This window comes from Streptomyces sp. NBC_01477 (genome assembly GCF_036227245.1).
In the GTDB taxonomy this organism is placed as follows: domain Bacteria; phylum Actinomycetota; class Actinomycetes; order Streptomycetales; family Streptomycetaceae; genus Actinacidiphila.
Genome location: NZ_CP109445.1, coordinates 1,498,407 through 1,513,969 on the forward strand (window position 1 = coordinate 1,498,407; position 15,563 = coordinate 1,513,969).

Annotated in this window: 11 protein-coding genes; 4 read left to right on the forward strand and 7 right to left on the reverse strand. The window is 69.8% G+C overall.

Annotation, left to right across the window (positions count from 1 at the left end):
- Nucleotides 1-47: 47 nt before the first annotated feature.
- Entirely contained in the window at nucleotides 48-1,979 is a 1,932-nt protein-coding gene (locus OHA86_RS05700) for a GH39 family glycosyl hydrolase (RefSeq protein ID WP_329173047.1), read from the forward strand.
- Nucleotides 1,980-2,085: 106 nt separating this feature from the next.
- Here OHA86_RS05700 and OHA86_RS05705 read toward each other — a convergent pair whose 3' ends face one another.
- The 6 genes from OHA86_RS05705 to OHA86_RS05730 are packed head-to-tail and all read right to left on the reverse strand — an operon-like array spanning nucleotide 2,086 to nucleotide 9,900.
- On the reverse strand, nucleotides 2,086-3,834 hold the full coding sequence (locus tag OHA86_RS05705) for a glycoside hydrolase family 27 protein (RefSeq protein ID WP_329173048.1): 1,749 nt from the start codon (nucleotides 3,832-3,834) through the stop codon (nucleotides 2,086-2,088).
- A gap of 46 nt (nucleotides 3,835-3,880) precedes the next feature.
- Nucleotides 3,881-5,653 (reverse strand): glycoside hydrolase family 27 protein, encoded by a 1,773-nt coding sequence (locus OHA86_RS05710; RefSeq protein WP_329173049.1) that lies wholly within the window; start codon nucleotides 5,651-5,653, stop codon nucleotides 3,881-3,883.
- A gap of 35 nt (nucleotides 5,654-5,688) precedes the next feature.
- Nucleotides 5,689-6,573 (reverse strand): ABC transporter permease, encoded by an 885-nt coding sequence (locus OHA86_RS05715; protein WP_329173051.1) that lies wholly within the window; start codon nucleotides 6,571-6,573, stop codon nucleotides 5,689-5,691.
- On the reverse strand, nucleotides 6,570-7,493 hold the full coding sequence (locus OHA86_RS05720; protein WP_329173053.1) for an ABC transporter permease: 924 nt from the start codon (nucleotides 7,491-7,493) through the stop codon (nucleotides 6,570-6,572). Before OHA86_RS05720 ends, OHA86_RS05715 begins: the two co-directional genes overlap by 4 nt.
- A complete protein-coding gene (locus OHA86_RS05725) occupies nucleotides 7,490-8,650 on the reverse strand; it encodes an ABC transporter ATP-binding protein (protein WP_329173055.1) in 1,161 nt (386 codons plus the stop codon). The genes OHA86_RS05720 and OHA86_RS05725 overlap by 4 nt, the downstream gene beginning before the upstream one ends.
- Nucleotides 8,647-9,900, reverse strand: coding sequence for an extracellular solute-binding protein (locus tag OHA86_RS05730; RefSeq protein WP_329173057.1), 1,254 nt, complete (start codon nucleotides 9,898-9,900; stop codon nucleotides 8,647-8,649). The genes OHA86_RS05725 and OHA86_RS05730 overlap by 4 nt, the downstream gene beginning before the upstream one ends.
- 659 nt (nucleotides 9,901-10,559) lie before the next feature.
- Here OHA86_RS05730 and OHA86_RS05735 point away from each other — a divergent pair.
- Together OHA86_RS05735 and OHA86_RS05740 are read left to right on the forward strand one after the other, a co-directional pair.
- Nucleotides 10,560-10,745 (forward strand): hypothetical protein, encoded by a 186-nt coding sequence (locus OHA86_RS05735; protein ID WP_329173059.1) that lies wholly within the window; start codon nucleotides 10,560-10,562, stop codon nucleotides 10,743-10,745.
- Nucleotides 10,746-10,762: 17 nt separating this feature from the next.
- Nucleotides 10,763-13,804: a TIM-barrel domain-containing protein gene (locus OHA86_RS05740; RefSeq protein WP_329173060.1), complete on the forward strand. Its 3,042-nt coding sequence runs from the start codon at nucleotides 10,763-10,765 to the stop codon at nucleotides 13,802-13,804.
- A 56-nt stretch (nucleotides 13,805-13,860) separates the two neighbouring features.
- Here OHA86_RS05740 and OHA86_RS05745 read toward each other — a convergent pair whose 3' ends face one another.
- On the reverse strand, nucleotides 13,861-14,796 hold the full coding sequence (locus tag OHA86_RS05745) for an aldo/keto reductase (RefSeq protein WP_329173061.1): 936 nt from the start codon (nucleotides 14,794-14,796) through the stop codon (nucleotides 13,861-13,863).
- An 84-nt stretch (nucleotides 14,797-14,880) separates the two neighbouring features.
- On the opposite strand from OHA86_RS05745, the gene OHA86_RS05750 reads away from it, so the two are divergent.
- Nucleotides 14,881-15,504 (forward strand): TetR/AcrR family transcriptional regulator, encoded by a 624-nt coding sequence (locus tag OHA86_RS05750; protein WP_329173063.1) that lies wholly within the window; start codon nucleotides 14,881-14,883, stop codon nucleotides 15,502-15,504.
- Nucleotides 15,505-15,563: the final 59 nt, after the last annotated feature.

Here is a 15,563-nt window from a genome sequence, read left to right on the forward strand (position 1 = left end):
TACGGCCGGATCGAAGAACCGAGACTCGCAGAAGGGAAACACTCACGATGAGACCTCCTCCACGGTCCCTGCGCTCCCCCGCTCTGTTCGCCCTCGCCCTCCTCACGGGGGTGGTCACGGCGATCCTGCCGGTGACCGCCCCGGTCGCCCACGCGGCCGACGCCAACGTCACGGCCGACTTCGCGACGAGCGTCGCCGACCCGCTCGTCAAGAGCAAATTCGGTGTCTTCAACAGCGGTTACGTCTCCCTCGCCCGCTGGCAGCGCGACGCGCCGCTGCTCGACGCCCTGCATCCGGGCCGGGTGCGCTGGGAGACGATGTGGGGCAATGAGCAGGGCGACTGGACCCCGATGGTCACCGGGTCGGCGGCGAACCCGTCGTACAACTTCTCCCAGATCGACCAGCTCGTCGACCTGATCAACAACGCGGGCGCCCAGGCGGTACCGTCGCTCACCTACACCCCGGGCATCCTCCAGCCGCCGGGCGGCTCGTGGAACAACCCGCCCACCGACCCGTCGGTGTGGGCGCAGCAGATCCTGCCCGCGCTGGCCACGCACTGGAAGCAGACCGGGCGGCACATCGGCTCGTACGAGATCTGGAACGAGCCCGACCTGCCGGGCGTGTTCTGGACCGGGAACCAGCAGCAGTATCTCGACCTGTACAGCAGCGCGTCCCAGGCGCTGCGCACGGCCGATCCGGACGCGCACGTCGAGGGTCCCGCGCTGTGCTGCGTCTCCTGGTCGGGACCGTTCGTGAACCGGGTGCTGTCGCAGAACCTGCCGCTGGACGCGTTCTCCTTCCACGCCTACGGCGACGCCGGGAACGGCGGCCTGGAGACCAACTACCAGGCGGCGACCGACTCCGGCCTGACGGACTACCGGATGGCGACGGTCGAGAACAACCTGGACGAGTACAATTGGACCAACGACTTCACGCCGCCCACCGACGTGGTCACCTACCGGGGCGCCGCACAACTGCTGAGCAGCTTCAAGACGCTGCTCGCCAAGCCCTGGATCAGCCACGTGGAATGGGCGCAGTTCCAGGACCCGGTGTGCCCGGGTCCCTGCGACGTCATCGGCCTCCTGGACAGCGACGGGCACAAGCGCGCCGCGTACAACGCCTACAGCCTGTACGCGAACATGCCCGTCAACCGCAGGCAGCTGGCGATCAGCGGGCCGGTCGACGGTATGGCGTCCTCCGACGCGCACACCTCGGGTGTGCTGCTGTGGAACACCTCAGGCACCGACCGTTCGGTGTCCGCGGCCCTGAACAACACACCCTTCGCCAACGGTGACTTCCGGGTCTACCGGATCGACGCCGACCACGCCAGCTACGAGGACAACCACGCCAACGAGAACCTCGCCCCGGTGGAGCAGCACCTCGGTGTCAGCACCGCCGGCCTCAGCTGGTCCGGCACCATCCCGGCCGGCGGCACGGTCTACCTGGAGGCCACCGACGGCACCAACACCGCGGCGAACCCCGCGGCCACCGTGGGCACAGCGGTACGCGACCTGACCTACATGCCGAACCACGGCAAGCAGAGCTACGGCAGCTTCGACCAGCGCACGTGGACGGCCGCGCTGGGCATGGGCGGCGAGACCTGGGCCGACGCCGACACCGGGGTCGAGGCGGCCGGCCTGCCCTCGAACGTGCGGGTCGTGCTGGACGCCGGGGGCACCTTCCAGGACCTGGACGCCAACAGCCTGCTCGGCGTCCGGTTCGACTTCGGGACCAGCAGCGGCTACACCAAGGGCGTGCTGGTGACCGGCGGCCTGTACCACAGCAACCGGTCGAGCCCGGAGCCGTTCGGCACCAAGCGGCAGGCCGACCAGGTCGTCACCGTCCCCAACCTGTCCGACTTCACCGTCAATCTGCCCGGTCTGGCCCCCGCGGGCTGGAACGGCCGGGTCTCGATCAGCTTCCACCTCCAGAACGGCGGCCCCGACACCCATCTCCTCGCCAGTATCCGACCCGCCTGACCGCACCCGGTCTTCCCCGCTCCACAGGACGGCTCCCGTCCCCGGAGCGGGGAAGACCGGCGGGGCCGCCCCTCGCTCGCGCGACCCCGCCGGGGGTATGCCCGGCTCAGCGGTAGGACCAGGACCACTTCTGGTTCGCGTTGCCGTTGCAGGTCCACAGCTGCAGCCCGGTGCCGTTGGCGGTCTTCGCGCCCACCACGTCCAGGCACAGGCCGGACTCCTGGGCGACGACGGAGCCGTCGCTCCTCACGGTCCACTTCTGGCCGTCGCCGCCGTGGCAGTTCCACAGCGAGACCTTCGTGCCGGGGCTGGTCCCGTTCCCGTAGGCGTCGAGGCACTCGGTGGCGCCCATGGTGCGCAGCTCACCGGCGGAGGTCGGTGAGAACTCCTGGTTGATGCCGCCGTTGCAGTCCCAGATCTGCTCCTTGGTGCCGAGGAAGTAGGAACTGCTGTCAGTGTCGACGCACTTGCCGGACGCGGCGCTGACCAGTTCGCCGGTGCCCCCGGTGCCGGAGGCCGGCACGGCGGAGATGAGGGCGACTCCGCCGGCGGCCACGCCGGTGGTGTAGGTGCTGACGGTGCCGAGCGGCTTGTCGTCGTTGATCATGTCGGTGATCTTCGCCGAACCGGTGAGCCCGAGCTGCGCCAGCGGGAGGCTGAAGGTGTGGCTGGCCGAGGTGTCGGTGTTGAACACACCGATGTACCAGGTGCCGTTCTTCTCACGCTTGGCCCACACCTGCTCGTTGCCGCTCTTGATCACCCGGGCGGCGGGGATGCCGTCCTGGTCGATCGCGATGAGCCTCTTGTTGGCCAGCAGCGCCTTGTCGCCGGCGTCGAGATGGGTCAGGTCGGCGCCCAGCATGTACTGCGAGCCGGTCAGCGCCCACAGCGCCATGTTGGTCTGCCGCTCCGGCGGGGTGATGCCGTCGTTGTCGCCGTTGCCGACGCCGAAGGAGTCGAGGTCGTTCCAGCCGCCCTTCCCCGCGTTGGGCTGGGCGTCGGCCGCGTCGTCGAACCGCTTGGAGACGTTGGTCCAGCTGGTCAGCGGGAAACTGGAGCCCTTGGGGCTGGCACCGATGTCCCCGTCGATGCGCCAGGAGTTGGCCAGCGACGACCATGTGGGGCCGTCGGAGGCGGACAGGCTGGCGGAGAGGTTCAGCGCGATCGGGCGGCCGGTCCGCTCGACCGCCTTCGACCAGGCGGTGATGTCGGCCGTCCTGCCCGGGCCGACGCCGTCCAGCTTGAGGTAGTCCACGCCCCAGCCGGCGAACTCGTCGGCCCAGGAGTCGATGAAGTCCTGCGCTCCGGCCTTGCTGTAGTCGATGGTGCGCATGCCCTTGCAGTTGAAGTTGCTCGCACTGCTCGATGTGGCGATCTGGTCGGCGGTGTGGGAGGTGCCCTTGATCGGGGTCTTCTTCGACACCGCCTGGGCGGAGATGCCCGGCGTCACGTAGAGGCCGAACTTCAGGCCCTTGCTGTGCACGTAGTCCGCGAGGACCTGCATGCCGTCGGTGGAGCCGCTGTTGGGGAAGAGCGAGGTGTCGGTCACCCAGCGGCCGTAGGAGTCGACGTCGGGGCCCTGGCTGCCCGGGCACTTGTACCAGAAGTCGTCCATGTTGGCGTAGACGTAGCCAAGCCCGCTCAGGCCGCTCGACACCAGGGCGTCGACCTGGGCCTTGAACTTCGCCGCGGACGGGTCCCGTTGGAGGTATCCCCAGCCGCTCCAGCCCATCAGGGGCGCGTTGACGGCGATGCCGTTGTCCGACGCCTCGGCCTTCGGTGCCAGCGCCTGCGGCGCGGCCAGTCCCACGCTGACGGCGGCTGCCAGCGCCGGCAGCATCCATCGGGATCTCATCTGTCCTCCACGTGTGCGCGTGCGCTCGTTTTCATCGGGGTGCGGGTCACTTGAGGGTCCACTGCTGGTTCTGGCCGCCGTTGCACGTCCACAGCTCCAGGCCGGAGCCGTTGGGGTTGGTGGTACCGGTGACGTCCAGGCACAGGCCGGACTGGACTCCGGTGATGCTGCCGCTGCTGTTCTTGTTCCACTGCTGGTTGGCGCCGCCGTTGCAGTCGTAGATCTCGACGTGCGTACCGGCGGCGGTCTGGTTGTCGTGGGCGTCGAAGCACTTGCCTTCGAGGCGCAGCGTCTTGTCGGAGGAGCTGTAGGTGACGTTCTGGTTGGGTGCGCCGTTGCAGCCCCAGACCTGTAGCTGGACGGCGTTGTACGTGGTGGCCTGCGGGGAGTCGACGCAGCGTCCTGACAGCTTGCTGACCAGCGGCGTCCCGATCGTTCCGTGCCCGGCGGCCGGGGCGACGCGCAGCAGCCGCGAGCCGTGGCTCGGCAGTGACGCGGTGAACTTTCCGCCGGAGGTGCCCAGGTCGGTGTGGCTCCACAGGTCGCGGACAGTGGCGTTGCCGGTGAAACCGAGGTCGGACCAGTTCGCGGTCACATCGGCGGTGGAGCCGGCGAGGTTGAACAGGGCGACGTTGTAGGAGCCGTCGCTGTTGTTGTACGACCACCAGGTCTGCTGCTGTGCGCCCTGCTTGACCGGGTGCGCGGGGTGTCCGCTGCGGTCGACGCCGAGCACCTCGTCGTTGGTGAGCAGGGCGAGGTCGCCGGAGTCCATGTGGGTCAGGTCGGTGCCGAGGACCAGCGGCGCCGAGGAGATGGCCCACAGGCTCAGCTCGGTGCGCCGCTCGTCGACCGTCAGGCCGTTGGACGCCCCGTTGCCGACGTCCACGGAGTCCGGGTCGCCCCAGCCGCCGGCACTGTCGAACCGGACCCACCCCGGCAGGTCGTTGAACCGCTTGGAGACGTTGTTCCAGTTGGTCAGGGTGCTGCAGTAGCACTCGACGTCGCCGTCGACGCGCCAGCCGTTGGAATACTGCTTCCAGAAGGCGCCCTGGTTGATGTCGAGGGCGTTGGACAGCTGGAAGTGGATCGTGCGGCCCGACTGGTCGAGTGCCTGCGACCAGTGCTGGACGTCGGCCTTGTCGGAGGTGCCGACACCGTCCATCTTGAGGTAGTCCACCCCGTAGGAGGCCAGCAGGTCCGCCCACGAGTTGACGAACGCCTGGGCCGCGGCCGGGTTCTTGTCCCAGTCGATGAAGTACATCGCGCCGTCGGCGAAGTTGTAGTTCTTCTCGTAGTGCGTGGTGTCGGAGACGATGTCGCGAGCGTGGAAGGACGTGCCCTCGATCGGCGTGTTCTTGTCGTACGCCCCCACCGGGATGCCCGGCGTGAGGTACATGCCGAACTTCTCGCCCTTGCCGTGGATGTAGTCGCCGACGGCCTTCATGCCGTGCGGGAATTTGGCGGTGTCGATCACCCAGCGCCCGTAGGTGTCCACGTTCGAGTGCGGGCTCAGGTAGTAGAAGTCGTCGATGTTGACGTAGGTGAAGCCGTGCGTGACCAGCCCCGTGGAGGCCATCGCGGCAGCCTGCGCCTCGATGTTCGCCTCCGTCGGGTTCTTGCGGATGAAGCTCCAGCTGCTCCACCCGGACTGGGGCGTCAGCGCCGCCCCGTTCGACTCCGCCCGGGCGGGTGCAGCCGCGGGGACCACCGCCCCGTACAGGACGGAGGCCAGCAGCGCGGCCACGGCGAGCAGGCACCACGAGGCGCGGCGCCGGGGGGCGCCCGCCCGGTGGGGCCGGAGAGCTATCGATGACGTCATGGATCGTCCTTCACTTGTCCGGTCTGTGTGGGGGGTCAGTTCGAGCTGCGCGCGACCAACTGGGTGGGGTTGACGAACCGCAGCGCGATCAGCAGCAGCACCGCCATGGACGCGGTGTAGATGACGGCCATCGCGTCGATGGACTGGGGGCTTCGGATGCCGGCGGAGAAGACCGCCGAGAAGAGGGCCACGATCAGGGTCTGGCTGTCGGGTCCTGAGGTGAGGAAGGTCAGCTCGAACATGCCGAACGTGCGGACCAGGACGAGGATGCCGGCGGCGAGCATTCCGGGCAGGAGCAGCGGGCCGAGGATGCGGGCCAGGACGGAGCGGGTGGACGCGCCGCACATGCGGGCCGCGGCCTCCAGCCGGGGGTCGATCTGCTCGATGAAGGGCGTCATGGTGAAGACCACGAAGGGGATGGACGGGACGAGGTTGGCGAGCACGACACCGGTGAGCGATCCGGCCAGGTGGAATTTGTACAGGACGGTGGCCAGCGGGATGCCGTAGGCGATCGGCGGCACCAGGATCGGCAGCACGAACAGCGTGTTCACGATCCTTTTGCCTGGGAAGTCACGGCGAGCGAGCGCGTACGAGGCGGGCACGCCGACCAGCAGGGACAGGGCGACGACCAGGAAGGAGACCTCGACCGTGACCCACATGACTTGGCCGAGGCCGAACTCCTTCCAGGCCTTGCTGTACCAGGAGGTGGTGTAGCCGTGCGGCGCCCACCCGGAGAACCAGGTCCGGCCGAAGGAGTTGAGGACCACGGCGCCGATGACGCCGAGCACGCTGAGGAAGAAGAGCGCGAGGGCGGCCCAGACCAGCCAGGCGCCCGGGCGCAGCGTGATGCTGCGGCGCCGCGTCGGCTCGGCGCCGGGTGGGGTCTTCCCCGGTGCGGCGGACAGCGCGGGGGCGGTCATCCCTTGCCTCCCGTGGAGCCGCGGTAGAGGCGGGAGCGCAGTCCCATGGCGAGGCCGATGACGGCCAGCATCAGGGCGGTCATCACCATGGCGATCGCGGAACCCTCGGAGTAGTTGAAGCGCTCCAGGGCGACCTCGTAGGCCTCGACGGAGATGACATGGGTCTTGCCGTCTGGATCGCCGACCATCATCGCGGAGGGGAACACCGCGAAGGCCAGCACGAACGTCAGGCAGAACGTCGTCATGAGCCCCGGGAGCAGCAGCGGGAAGGTGATGTGGCGGAAGCGCTGCCACCAGTCCGCCCCGAGGGTGGCGGCGGCGCGCTCCAGGGCCGGGTTGATCCCGGAGAGGTAGGAGTGGGTGAGCAGGAAGGCGAACGGGAAGCCGCTGATGATCAGTGAGAGCAGCACACCCCAGTAGTTGTAGGTGAGCCGCACGGGCGAGTCGGTCAGGCCGAGCCAGTGCAGGGTCTGGTTGAACCAGCCGACCGGGCCGAAGAACTCCACAATGCCTTCGGCGGTCAGCACCGTGCCCAGCGTGATCGGCACGACGAGCAGCGCGAGCAGCAGCCGCTTGCCGCGGAAGTCCTGCCGCATCCGGTACGAGATCGGTACGGCCGCGCCGACGTTGATGAGGGCCGCGGGCAGGGCGAGTTTGAAGGTGATGCCGATGGAGCCGACCGCGAAGGAGTTGCCGAAGAAGGCCCGGTAGGAGCCGAGGAAGCCGCCCTTCTCCGGCTGGAAGGAGATCTCCAGGCCGTACAGGAACGGGTAGGCGAAGAGCGCGATCACGGCCAGCAGGCCGGGCAGGAGCAGCAGCAAAGTGCGGTCGATGCCGCGTTCGGCCAGCCGGTGCCGCAGTGCGGCGCGTCCCGGGGCGGCCTCGTCCGGTGCGGGGCCGGGCGGCGCGAGGGTGCTCATGCGCTCGCCTCCTGCGGCTCCGGGGGGAAGACCAGGGCCCGGTCGGCGGGGACGGTGAGGGAGACGGTGTCGTTCGGGTGCACCCGGGCGGCGGTCTTGAAGTGGATGCGGTCACCTGCGCCGGTGAGGGCTTCCACATGGAACAGCCGCCCGTGGTATTCGACGATCTCGGCGACGGCTTCGATGTCGGCGCGCCCGCCGTCCTCGGCGAGGTGGATGTCTTCGGGGCGGACGGCGACCGCGACCTGCTCGCCCGCGGCCGGGGTACGGCCGACCACCGGGGTGCCGCGCAGTTCGAGCCCGCGGCCTCGGGCCAGCACACCGCGGGAGTCGGCGGAAGCGACCTCCAGGTGCAGCAGGTTGCGGTAGCCCATGAAGGCGGCGACGTGCGGGTCGGCGGGGTGTTCGTACAGGTCGGCGGGGGTGCCGATCTGGCTGACCCGGCCCTCGTGCAGCACCACCAGGCGGTCGGCCAGCGACAGCGCCTCCTCCTGGTCGTGCGTCACGTACAGCGTGGTGAGGCCGAACTCCTGGTGGATGCGCCGGATCTCGCTGCGCATCTCCAGCCGCAGGGCCGCGTCCAGGTTGGACAGCGGCTCGTCCATGAGGACCAGGGGCGGTTCCAGGACGATGGCGCGGGCGATCGCGACACGCTGCTGCTGGCCGCCGGACAGCTGGCCCGGGTGCTTGCGGGCCTGCTCGGTGAGCCTGACCAGGCGCAGCACCGCGTCGACCCGGCGGTCGATCTCCGCCTTGGGCGTCTTCTTCATCTTCAGGCCGAAGGCGATGTTGGCCCAGACCGTGAGATGCGGGAAGAGGGCGTAGTTCTGGAAGACCATGCCGAAGCCGCGCTTCTCCGGCGGCAGGGTGTCGACGCGCCGCCCGTCCAGCGTGATCCGCCCGCCGGTCAGCGGCAGCAGGCCGGCCAGGCAGTTCAGGGCGGTGGTCTTGCCGCAGCCCGAGGGTCCGAGCAGGGCGACGAATTCGCCGCCGCGGACGGTCAGGTCCAGCGGGTGCAGGGCGGTGTGCGTGCCGTAGTCACGCGTGATGCCCCGCAGCCGCAGTTCGTGGAGCTGGGAGTCGGGTCGGCCGCCGGCCGGCGGGTCGCCGGGCCTCGGGCCGGATGTGGTGGGGTCCGTCGGGGTCACTGCGCTCACTTCGTCGAGCCGATCCTGCGGTCCCACAGGTCGAAGGCGGTGACCTGGGTGGTGGCCGGCAGGGAGTTCTTGATCGGGTACTGGGTGATCCACGTGTCGAACTGCGGTTCGCCGTACTGCGCGATGACCTTCTGCGAGGCGGCCGGTGCCTTGCTCAGCGGCACGTCCTTCACCGCGGGACCCGGGTAGAAGTAGCCGTCGTCGTAGGCGGACGCCTGCTGCTCCGGGGTGAGCATCCAGGCCAGCAGGCGCAGTACGGCGGTCAGGGTGTTCGGCGAAACGCCCTTGGGGATGACGCCGAAATGGGCGTCGCTCACCCAGGTGAAGGACTGGAATCTGGCGACCTTCATGCCGGGCGGCACGGTGCCCAGGGCTCGCGGGTTGATGTACCAGCCGGTGGTGGTGGCGACCAGGTGGACGGTGCCGGCCGCGAGGTTCTTCATCGTGTCGGTCGTCCCGGCGGGGTAGGAGTCGACGTGCTTGTTCAGCTCCGTCAGGTACGCCCAGGTCTTGGACCACCCGTTGGCCGGGTCCGTGGGGTCGGAGTCGCCGAGCAGGTAGGGCAGGCCCATCAGGAAGGTGCGGCCCGGGCCGGAGTTGGCGGGCCGCGCGTACTGGAATTTGCCGGGGTTGGCCTTCGCCCAGTCCAGCAGCGCGTCCGTGGTGGCGGGCGGGCTGGGCACCTTCTTCGGGTCGTACTCCAGCAGCGGCCCCGAGGGGTACCAGGTCAGTTCGATGCCCTGGTCCTGCGCCAGGGACGTCATGGTGGCCGCGGCCGGCTGGTAGTTGGCCATGAGGCCGGGGAAGAACGTGTCGTAGTACGGCTTCAGCGCGTACCACAGGCCCTTCTGGATGCCGGCGGCCAGGCCGTCGGTGCCGGTGAGCACCAGGTGGATCTGTACGTTGCCCGCCTGCTGCTGCGCCTGCACCTTCGAGGCGAGCTGGGGCGCGGTTCCGGTGCTGTAGGTGACACGGCCGACAACTTCGGGGTGCGCGGACCTGAACGCCTCGATCATCGGCTTGGTCAGGGCCAGGTTTCCGGCCACGTCCAGGATGTTGAGGGTGACCGGCTTGGTGGGCGTGCTGCCGAGCGAAGCGGGTGGGGCCGCCTTCGCGCTGGTGTCGGGGCTGCTCGGGGAGGAGCAGGCCGCGAGGACGGGCGCGGCGGCGCCGGCGGCGGCGAGGGTGGACAGCACCCGGCGGCGCGAGGGAGCAGGGCGGAGCGGTCTGCTTCCCGAGAGCTCGGTCATGGCGGAAGGTGCCCTTCGTCGGAGTGCGGGTGAACGGTGCCGGCAGCCGGGCTGTCCGGAGGGTGCGGGCAGCCCGGCCGCCGGTTCGGCGCGGGGTGGGCCGGCCGGATGCGCGGGGATGCCGGTCGGGGTGTGGGGAGCAGACGTGCGGACGGTCCTGGTTGGACGCGCTTGTCGTCGTGGCGGACGGGAGCCTCCCGAGCTTCGCCGGCGGCGCGGTGGGCGCGACGGCGGTGCCGGCTCGGTACAGGGAGGTGCTCTTCGCCCGGCGAGGGGGTGACGCACAGTGTGCTGTCTTGTTACTTCTGGAGGCAAGACTCAAGACAAAGAAACATTATCCAACACGCCGATCCGCCAAGAAGCCGCAGGCCGGAGCCCTGCGAGCGATGTGACGGCGGAGCGTCCGACGCTCCACAAGTTCACCTACGTGAACAAAATCGGGCCCAACTTCCCTTGCTCCAGCGGAATCCGCCGCCTCGTACAGGAGGGTTGACCCATGGGATACCCCGGCCTAGCCTCACATCTGGCCGCGGTTCATATTGTCAATCTGTGTTCATATACGTAACCCAGCGGTCTCAGATTCTGGTCCCGGACCGCACGGTGTGGAAACTCGTGCGCTTGGAACCGTATCCCCCCACCCTCCGAGAAGGCAGGGACTCATGCCGCAGAACAGCGCCAGCCCGGGAGTCGCCCTCCGGCGCGCCGTGATCGGTCTGCTGCTTCTCGCCGCGGCCGTGCTGGGACCGCTGCCGGGCGCCCACGCGGCGCCGGTCAGCGCCTTCACCCCCGGTGCGGCGGCCTGGAAGGACCAGAACGGCAATCCGCTGCGCTGGCGCGTGTCCTGATCATGGCGGCCCCACCGATGGGAGACACAATGGAACACCACGAGATCAAGCGCAGGACCCTGCTCTCCACGGCGGTCGGCGTGCTCGCCGCCGGCGCCGTGACCGGTCTGCCCGCGGTCGCGGCCGCCGCCACGACGGAACAGCTCGGCGACTATTCCCAGCACACCGCCGACAGCCGCAGTGTCACCGTCACCAGCACCTCCGGCCAGCAGTTGCGCGTCACCGCGTACGGAGACCAGATCGTCAGGGTGCACGCGACCCGCGCCGGAGAGGCGTTCTTCGCCGACACCCGCTACGAGATGGTGGTGCCGGCGAACCACACCGCGATGGGCGGCACCCTGACCGTCACCGCCACGTCGGACACCCTCGAACTGCACACCGCCGCGGCGGACGGCCTGCGCGTCGTCCTGCACAAGAAGCCGCTGCGGCTGGAGTTCTACGCCCGGGCCACCGGCGCCCTGCTGGCGAAGGAGGACTCCGCGCACGGCATCTCGTGGAGCGGGACGAACTCCACCCTCGCCACCCAAGCGTTCGCCGCCCCGCCCTCCGACGAGCACTTCCTCAAAGCCGGCCACGGCATGCTCGGCCGCACACCCAAGCTCGACCGCACCGGCGACACGGTCTCCCACAACTACGCCGACGCGGCGCAGGCCGCCGACAACCCCAATGACCAGGCACCCGCGATCGTGCCGTTCTACCTCTCCAGCAAGGGGTACGGGGTGTTCTTCAACACCACGTTCGACACGACCTTCACCTTCGGCGGCGCCAACGGGTACGGGTTCTTCGCCGACGGGCACAACGCCGGGGGCGCCAAGCCCCAGCTGGACTACTTCCTGATCAACGGGCCGCAGTTCGCCCAGCTCCTCGACCGCTACACCCAGCTCACCGGACGCCCCCGGCTGCCTCAGCAGTCCATCTTCGGACTCCATATGAGCGACCACAGCTTCCCCGACGTGAGCGACCAGGACTGGTGGCGGACGAAGATCAGCCAGCACCGCGCGGCCGGCTTCCCCTTCGACCACCAGGTCAACGACAACCGCTGGCGCGACGGTTCGGGCGGCTGGTCCGGCTCGTGGTTCGAGTTCAGCCCCGACCGCTGGCCCGACCCGGCCGGTTACGAGACCTGGGCCGCCGCCAACGGCGTCACCGTGACCCTGGACTACAACCGCAACAACACCAACCTGATGGCGAACTGGAAGGGCGGCCCGCCGCCCGGCGGCTACAGCCTCGCGGACTCCGACCTCACGGACGTCGCGAACAACAAGGCCGTCCCCGACTGGACCAACCCCGCCACCCGCGCCTGGGTGTGGCAGGTCTTCTGGGACAAGGCGCTCAACCCGAGCCTGAAATACCCCTGCGACGGCCTGTGGATCGACGAGACCGATGATGTCGGCGCGATCCCGTACACGGCGAAGACGGCCGACGGCCGCACCTGGGCGGAGAACCGCAACGCCTACATCCTGAACCTGCACAAGGGGGTCGGGCAGGAAGGCTGGGACCCCGCAGGCAGCGGCCACATCGGATCCGCGAAACGCCCCTGGACCTGGAGCCGCGGTGCCACCGCGGGCCAGCAGCGCTACGGGCACTACTGGACAGGTGACATCAGCTCGACCTACGACGAGATGAAGAACCAGATCCGGGGCATGCAGACAGCCGGCCTCGGCGGCTTCCCCTTCGCCAACATCGACGGCGGCGGCTACGGTGACGGCACCACGGTCTCCGACGCCTTTTACCGCAACTGGCCCGTCGCCTGGTCCAGCCTCGCCCCGATCTGGCGCCCGCACACCTCCGCCACGGTCCCCTCGAAGGGCAAGAAGGCCTCGCGCTGGCCGCTGGACCAAGGCGCGCAGGCGCAGGCGGACTTCACGAAGTACGGCCGGCTCAGGTACAGCCTGATGCCGTACATCTACACGCTCGCCCACCAGGCCAACGCCAGCGGCATGCCGATGGCCAGGGCCATGGTGATCGACTACCAGAACCGCTCCCAGGCGTACACCCACGACCTGCAGTACATGTGGGGTCCCTCGCTCCTCGTCGCGCCCCTCCTGTCCGACGGCAGCGCCGTCCAGCAGATCTGGCTGCCCGCCGGAACCACCTGGTACAACTTCTGGGCCGACATCAAGCACACCGGGAGCGACTCCGGCGACTTCGCCTACACCACCAGTACCGGGGAGACACCGCTGTTCGTCAAGGCGGGGGCGATCCTGCCCAAGTACCCGTACGCGCAGAGCACCGCCTACTTCACCAAAGGGCAGCTGGAGCTGGAGGTCTACTCGGGGGCCGACGGCACCTTCGACCTCGTCGAGGACGACTCCGTGACCGAGGCGTACCAGGCTGGCAGGAGCAGCGTCACGCGCCTCGCCTACACCGACTCCGCCACCCGCGTCGTCATCGCCCACCCGCAGGGGACGTACGACGGCGCGCCCGCCAGGCGCCGTTACGTCGTCCGCTTCCACGGCCTCGCGAAGGCCGTCGGCATGCGGATCAACGGCGGCGCCACCCTGCCGGCCTTCACCAGCGAGGCCGCGGCCGTTCTCGCGGGCGGGTCCGGCAGCGTGTGGGACGCGGGAGCGAAGGTCCTGAGCGTCGTCACGCCGGAGTTCGCCGTCAGCGCCAACGGCGGCACCGTCGCGACCGTCGAGCCCAGCGGCGCCGCTTTCCCCGCCGTCAGCGGCGGCACCGTCTACCAGGCCGAGAACGCCCGGCTCGACAGCACCTTCGTCCTCGACACCCTCCACCCCGGCTACACCGGCACCGGCTACGCCGACTTCAACGGTACGTCGGCCGGATCCACCATCTCCTGGACGGTCAACGTGCCCACGGCCGGAAAGAAGACGCTGCTCGTCCGGTATGCCAACGGAGGCGGCACCGAGCGCCCCGCGGCCATCGACGTCAACGGCACGGCCATCGCCACCCTCACCATGCCGTCCACCGGCAGCTGGGACACCTGGGCGACCGCCTCCTGCACCGCCACCCTCCCGCAGGGCGCGAACGTCACCGTCCGCGCCACCCTCACCAAGGCCACCGGAGCGAACATCGACAGCCTGACCGTGCAGTAGCCGCAGCCGCACCGCCCCCGCGCGTCCCGACGCCTACGGTGCGGGCCGGCGCGGGGTCATCCGGTCTCGATGTCGCCGGAGCGCGAGGGGACGGCGCCGAGGGCGGCGAGCGTCGCCCCGTCGAGGGCGATCGCGCCCGCGCCGACGTTCACCCGGAGGTGCTCGGGGTCGGCGGTGCCCGGGATGAGGAGCGTGTTGGGGGTGTGGTGCAGCAGCCAGGCCAGGCCGATCTGCGCGGCGGAGACGCCCAGTGTCCGCGCCGCTTCGATGACGGCGGGCTCCTCGGTGACCTTCGGCATACCGGCGTAGGCGCCGCCGAGCGGGAAGTACGGGACCCAGGCGATGTCCTCGGCGAGGCAGAGTCCCACCATGTCCTCGTCGTCGCGTGTCACCAGGCTGTAGGCGTTCTGGACGCAGGCGATGCCCGCCGGAAGGGCGTGGCGCAGCGCGTCGAGGGAGACGCTGCTGAGACCGATGGCGCCGATCTTGCCCTCGTCGCGCAGTGCGGTCATCACGGCGATCTGGTCATCGAAGTCGACGATCTGGTCGCCCTCGGGGCGCAGGCCCGGGCCGTGGTCGGCGCGGCGCAGGTTGACGAGGGGAATCCGGTCGAGCCCGAGGCTCCTGAGGTTGTCCTCGACGCCGGCCCGCAGCTGCTCGGGTCGCTGGGCCAGGCGCAGCGGGAGCGGCCCGCCGGGGGCGGGTTCGGCGCCGACCTTGCTGACGACCAGGACGTCGTCCTCGGCGGAGAGCGCGGCGGCGATCACCTCGTTGACGAAGCCGCTGCCGTAGAAGTAAGCGGTGTCGATGTGATCGACACCCAGGTCGACGGCTTGCCGCAGCAGGGAGATCGCGGCGTCGCGCTCCAGTCGCCGCAGCTGCATGGCGCCGTAGCCGACACGCGAGACGCTGCGGCCCGCGAGCAGGCCGGGCCCGCCGGGTCGTGCCGCTCCGGAGGCGGTGAGCTGGTCGGATCGGGCGGTGGACGCCATGGCAGTCCCACTCTCATGAGATGATGGGGGTAAACGGAGGGACTCCGTTAATCACCACCGTACACTGACCGGAGGGTCTCCGTTTTGGCTGCGCCCGACTCCCCCACCCCCGACCGGTCGGCGAAGGCGCCCGGACGCCCGGCCCGGGCCGACGCGCGGCGCAACCGCGAGCGGCTGCTCGCCGTGGCCCGCGACACCTTCGCCGCGACCGACGGCAAGGCCGCCCTCGACGCCATCGCCCGCGAGGCCGGCGTCGGGATCGGCACGCTCTACCGCCACTTCCCCACCCGCGAAGCGCTCGTCGAGGCCATCTACGCCGCCGAACTCGACGCCGTCGTCACCAGCGCCCCCGCTCTGCTGTCCGAGCTGCCGCCAGAGGCGGCCCTGCGCGCGTGGATGGATCGCTATGCGGCGTTCTCCGCGGCCAAGCGCGGTATCTCCGACACCTTGCGCGCGGGGTGGGCCTCGGGCGCCATCGCGACACCGGCCACCCGGGAACGGATCACCGCGGCGATCGCGCAGATCCTCGACGCCGGCGCGAGGGCCGGATCTCTGCGGGCGGACGTGGGACCGGATGAGGTCACGATGATGCTCCTCGGAGTGTTCATGTCGACGACGGCGGTCAACAGCCCGGAACTGACCGGAAAGCTGCTGGACCTCGTGGCGGACGCGCTGCGGCCCACGACGGACGGGCCACCGCAGGACTGACCCCGCGGGGCGCAAGGACGCGTGCACGCGAAGCGCCCGGGCCGGAGTGGGTCCGGCCC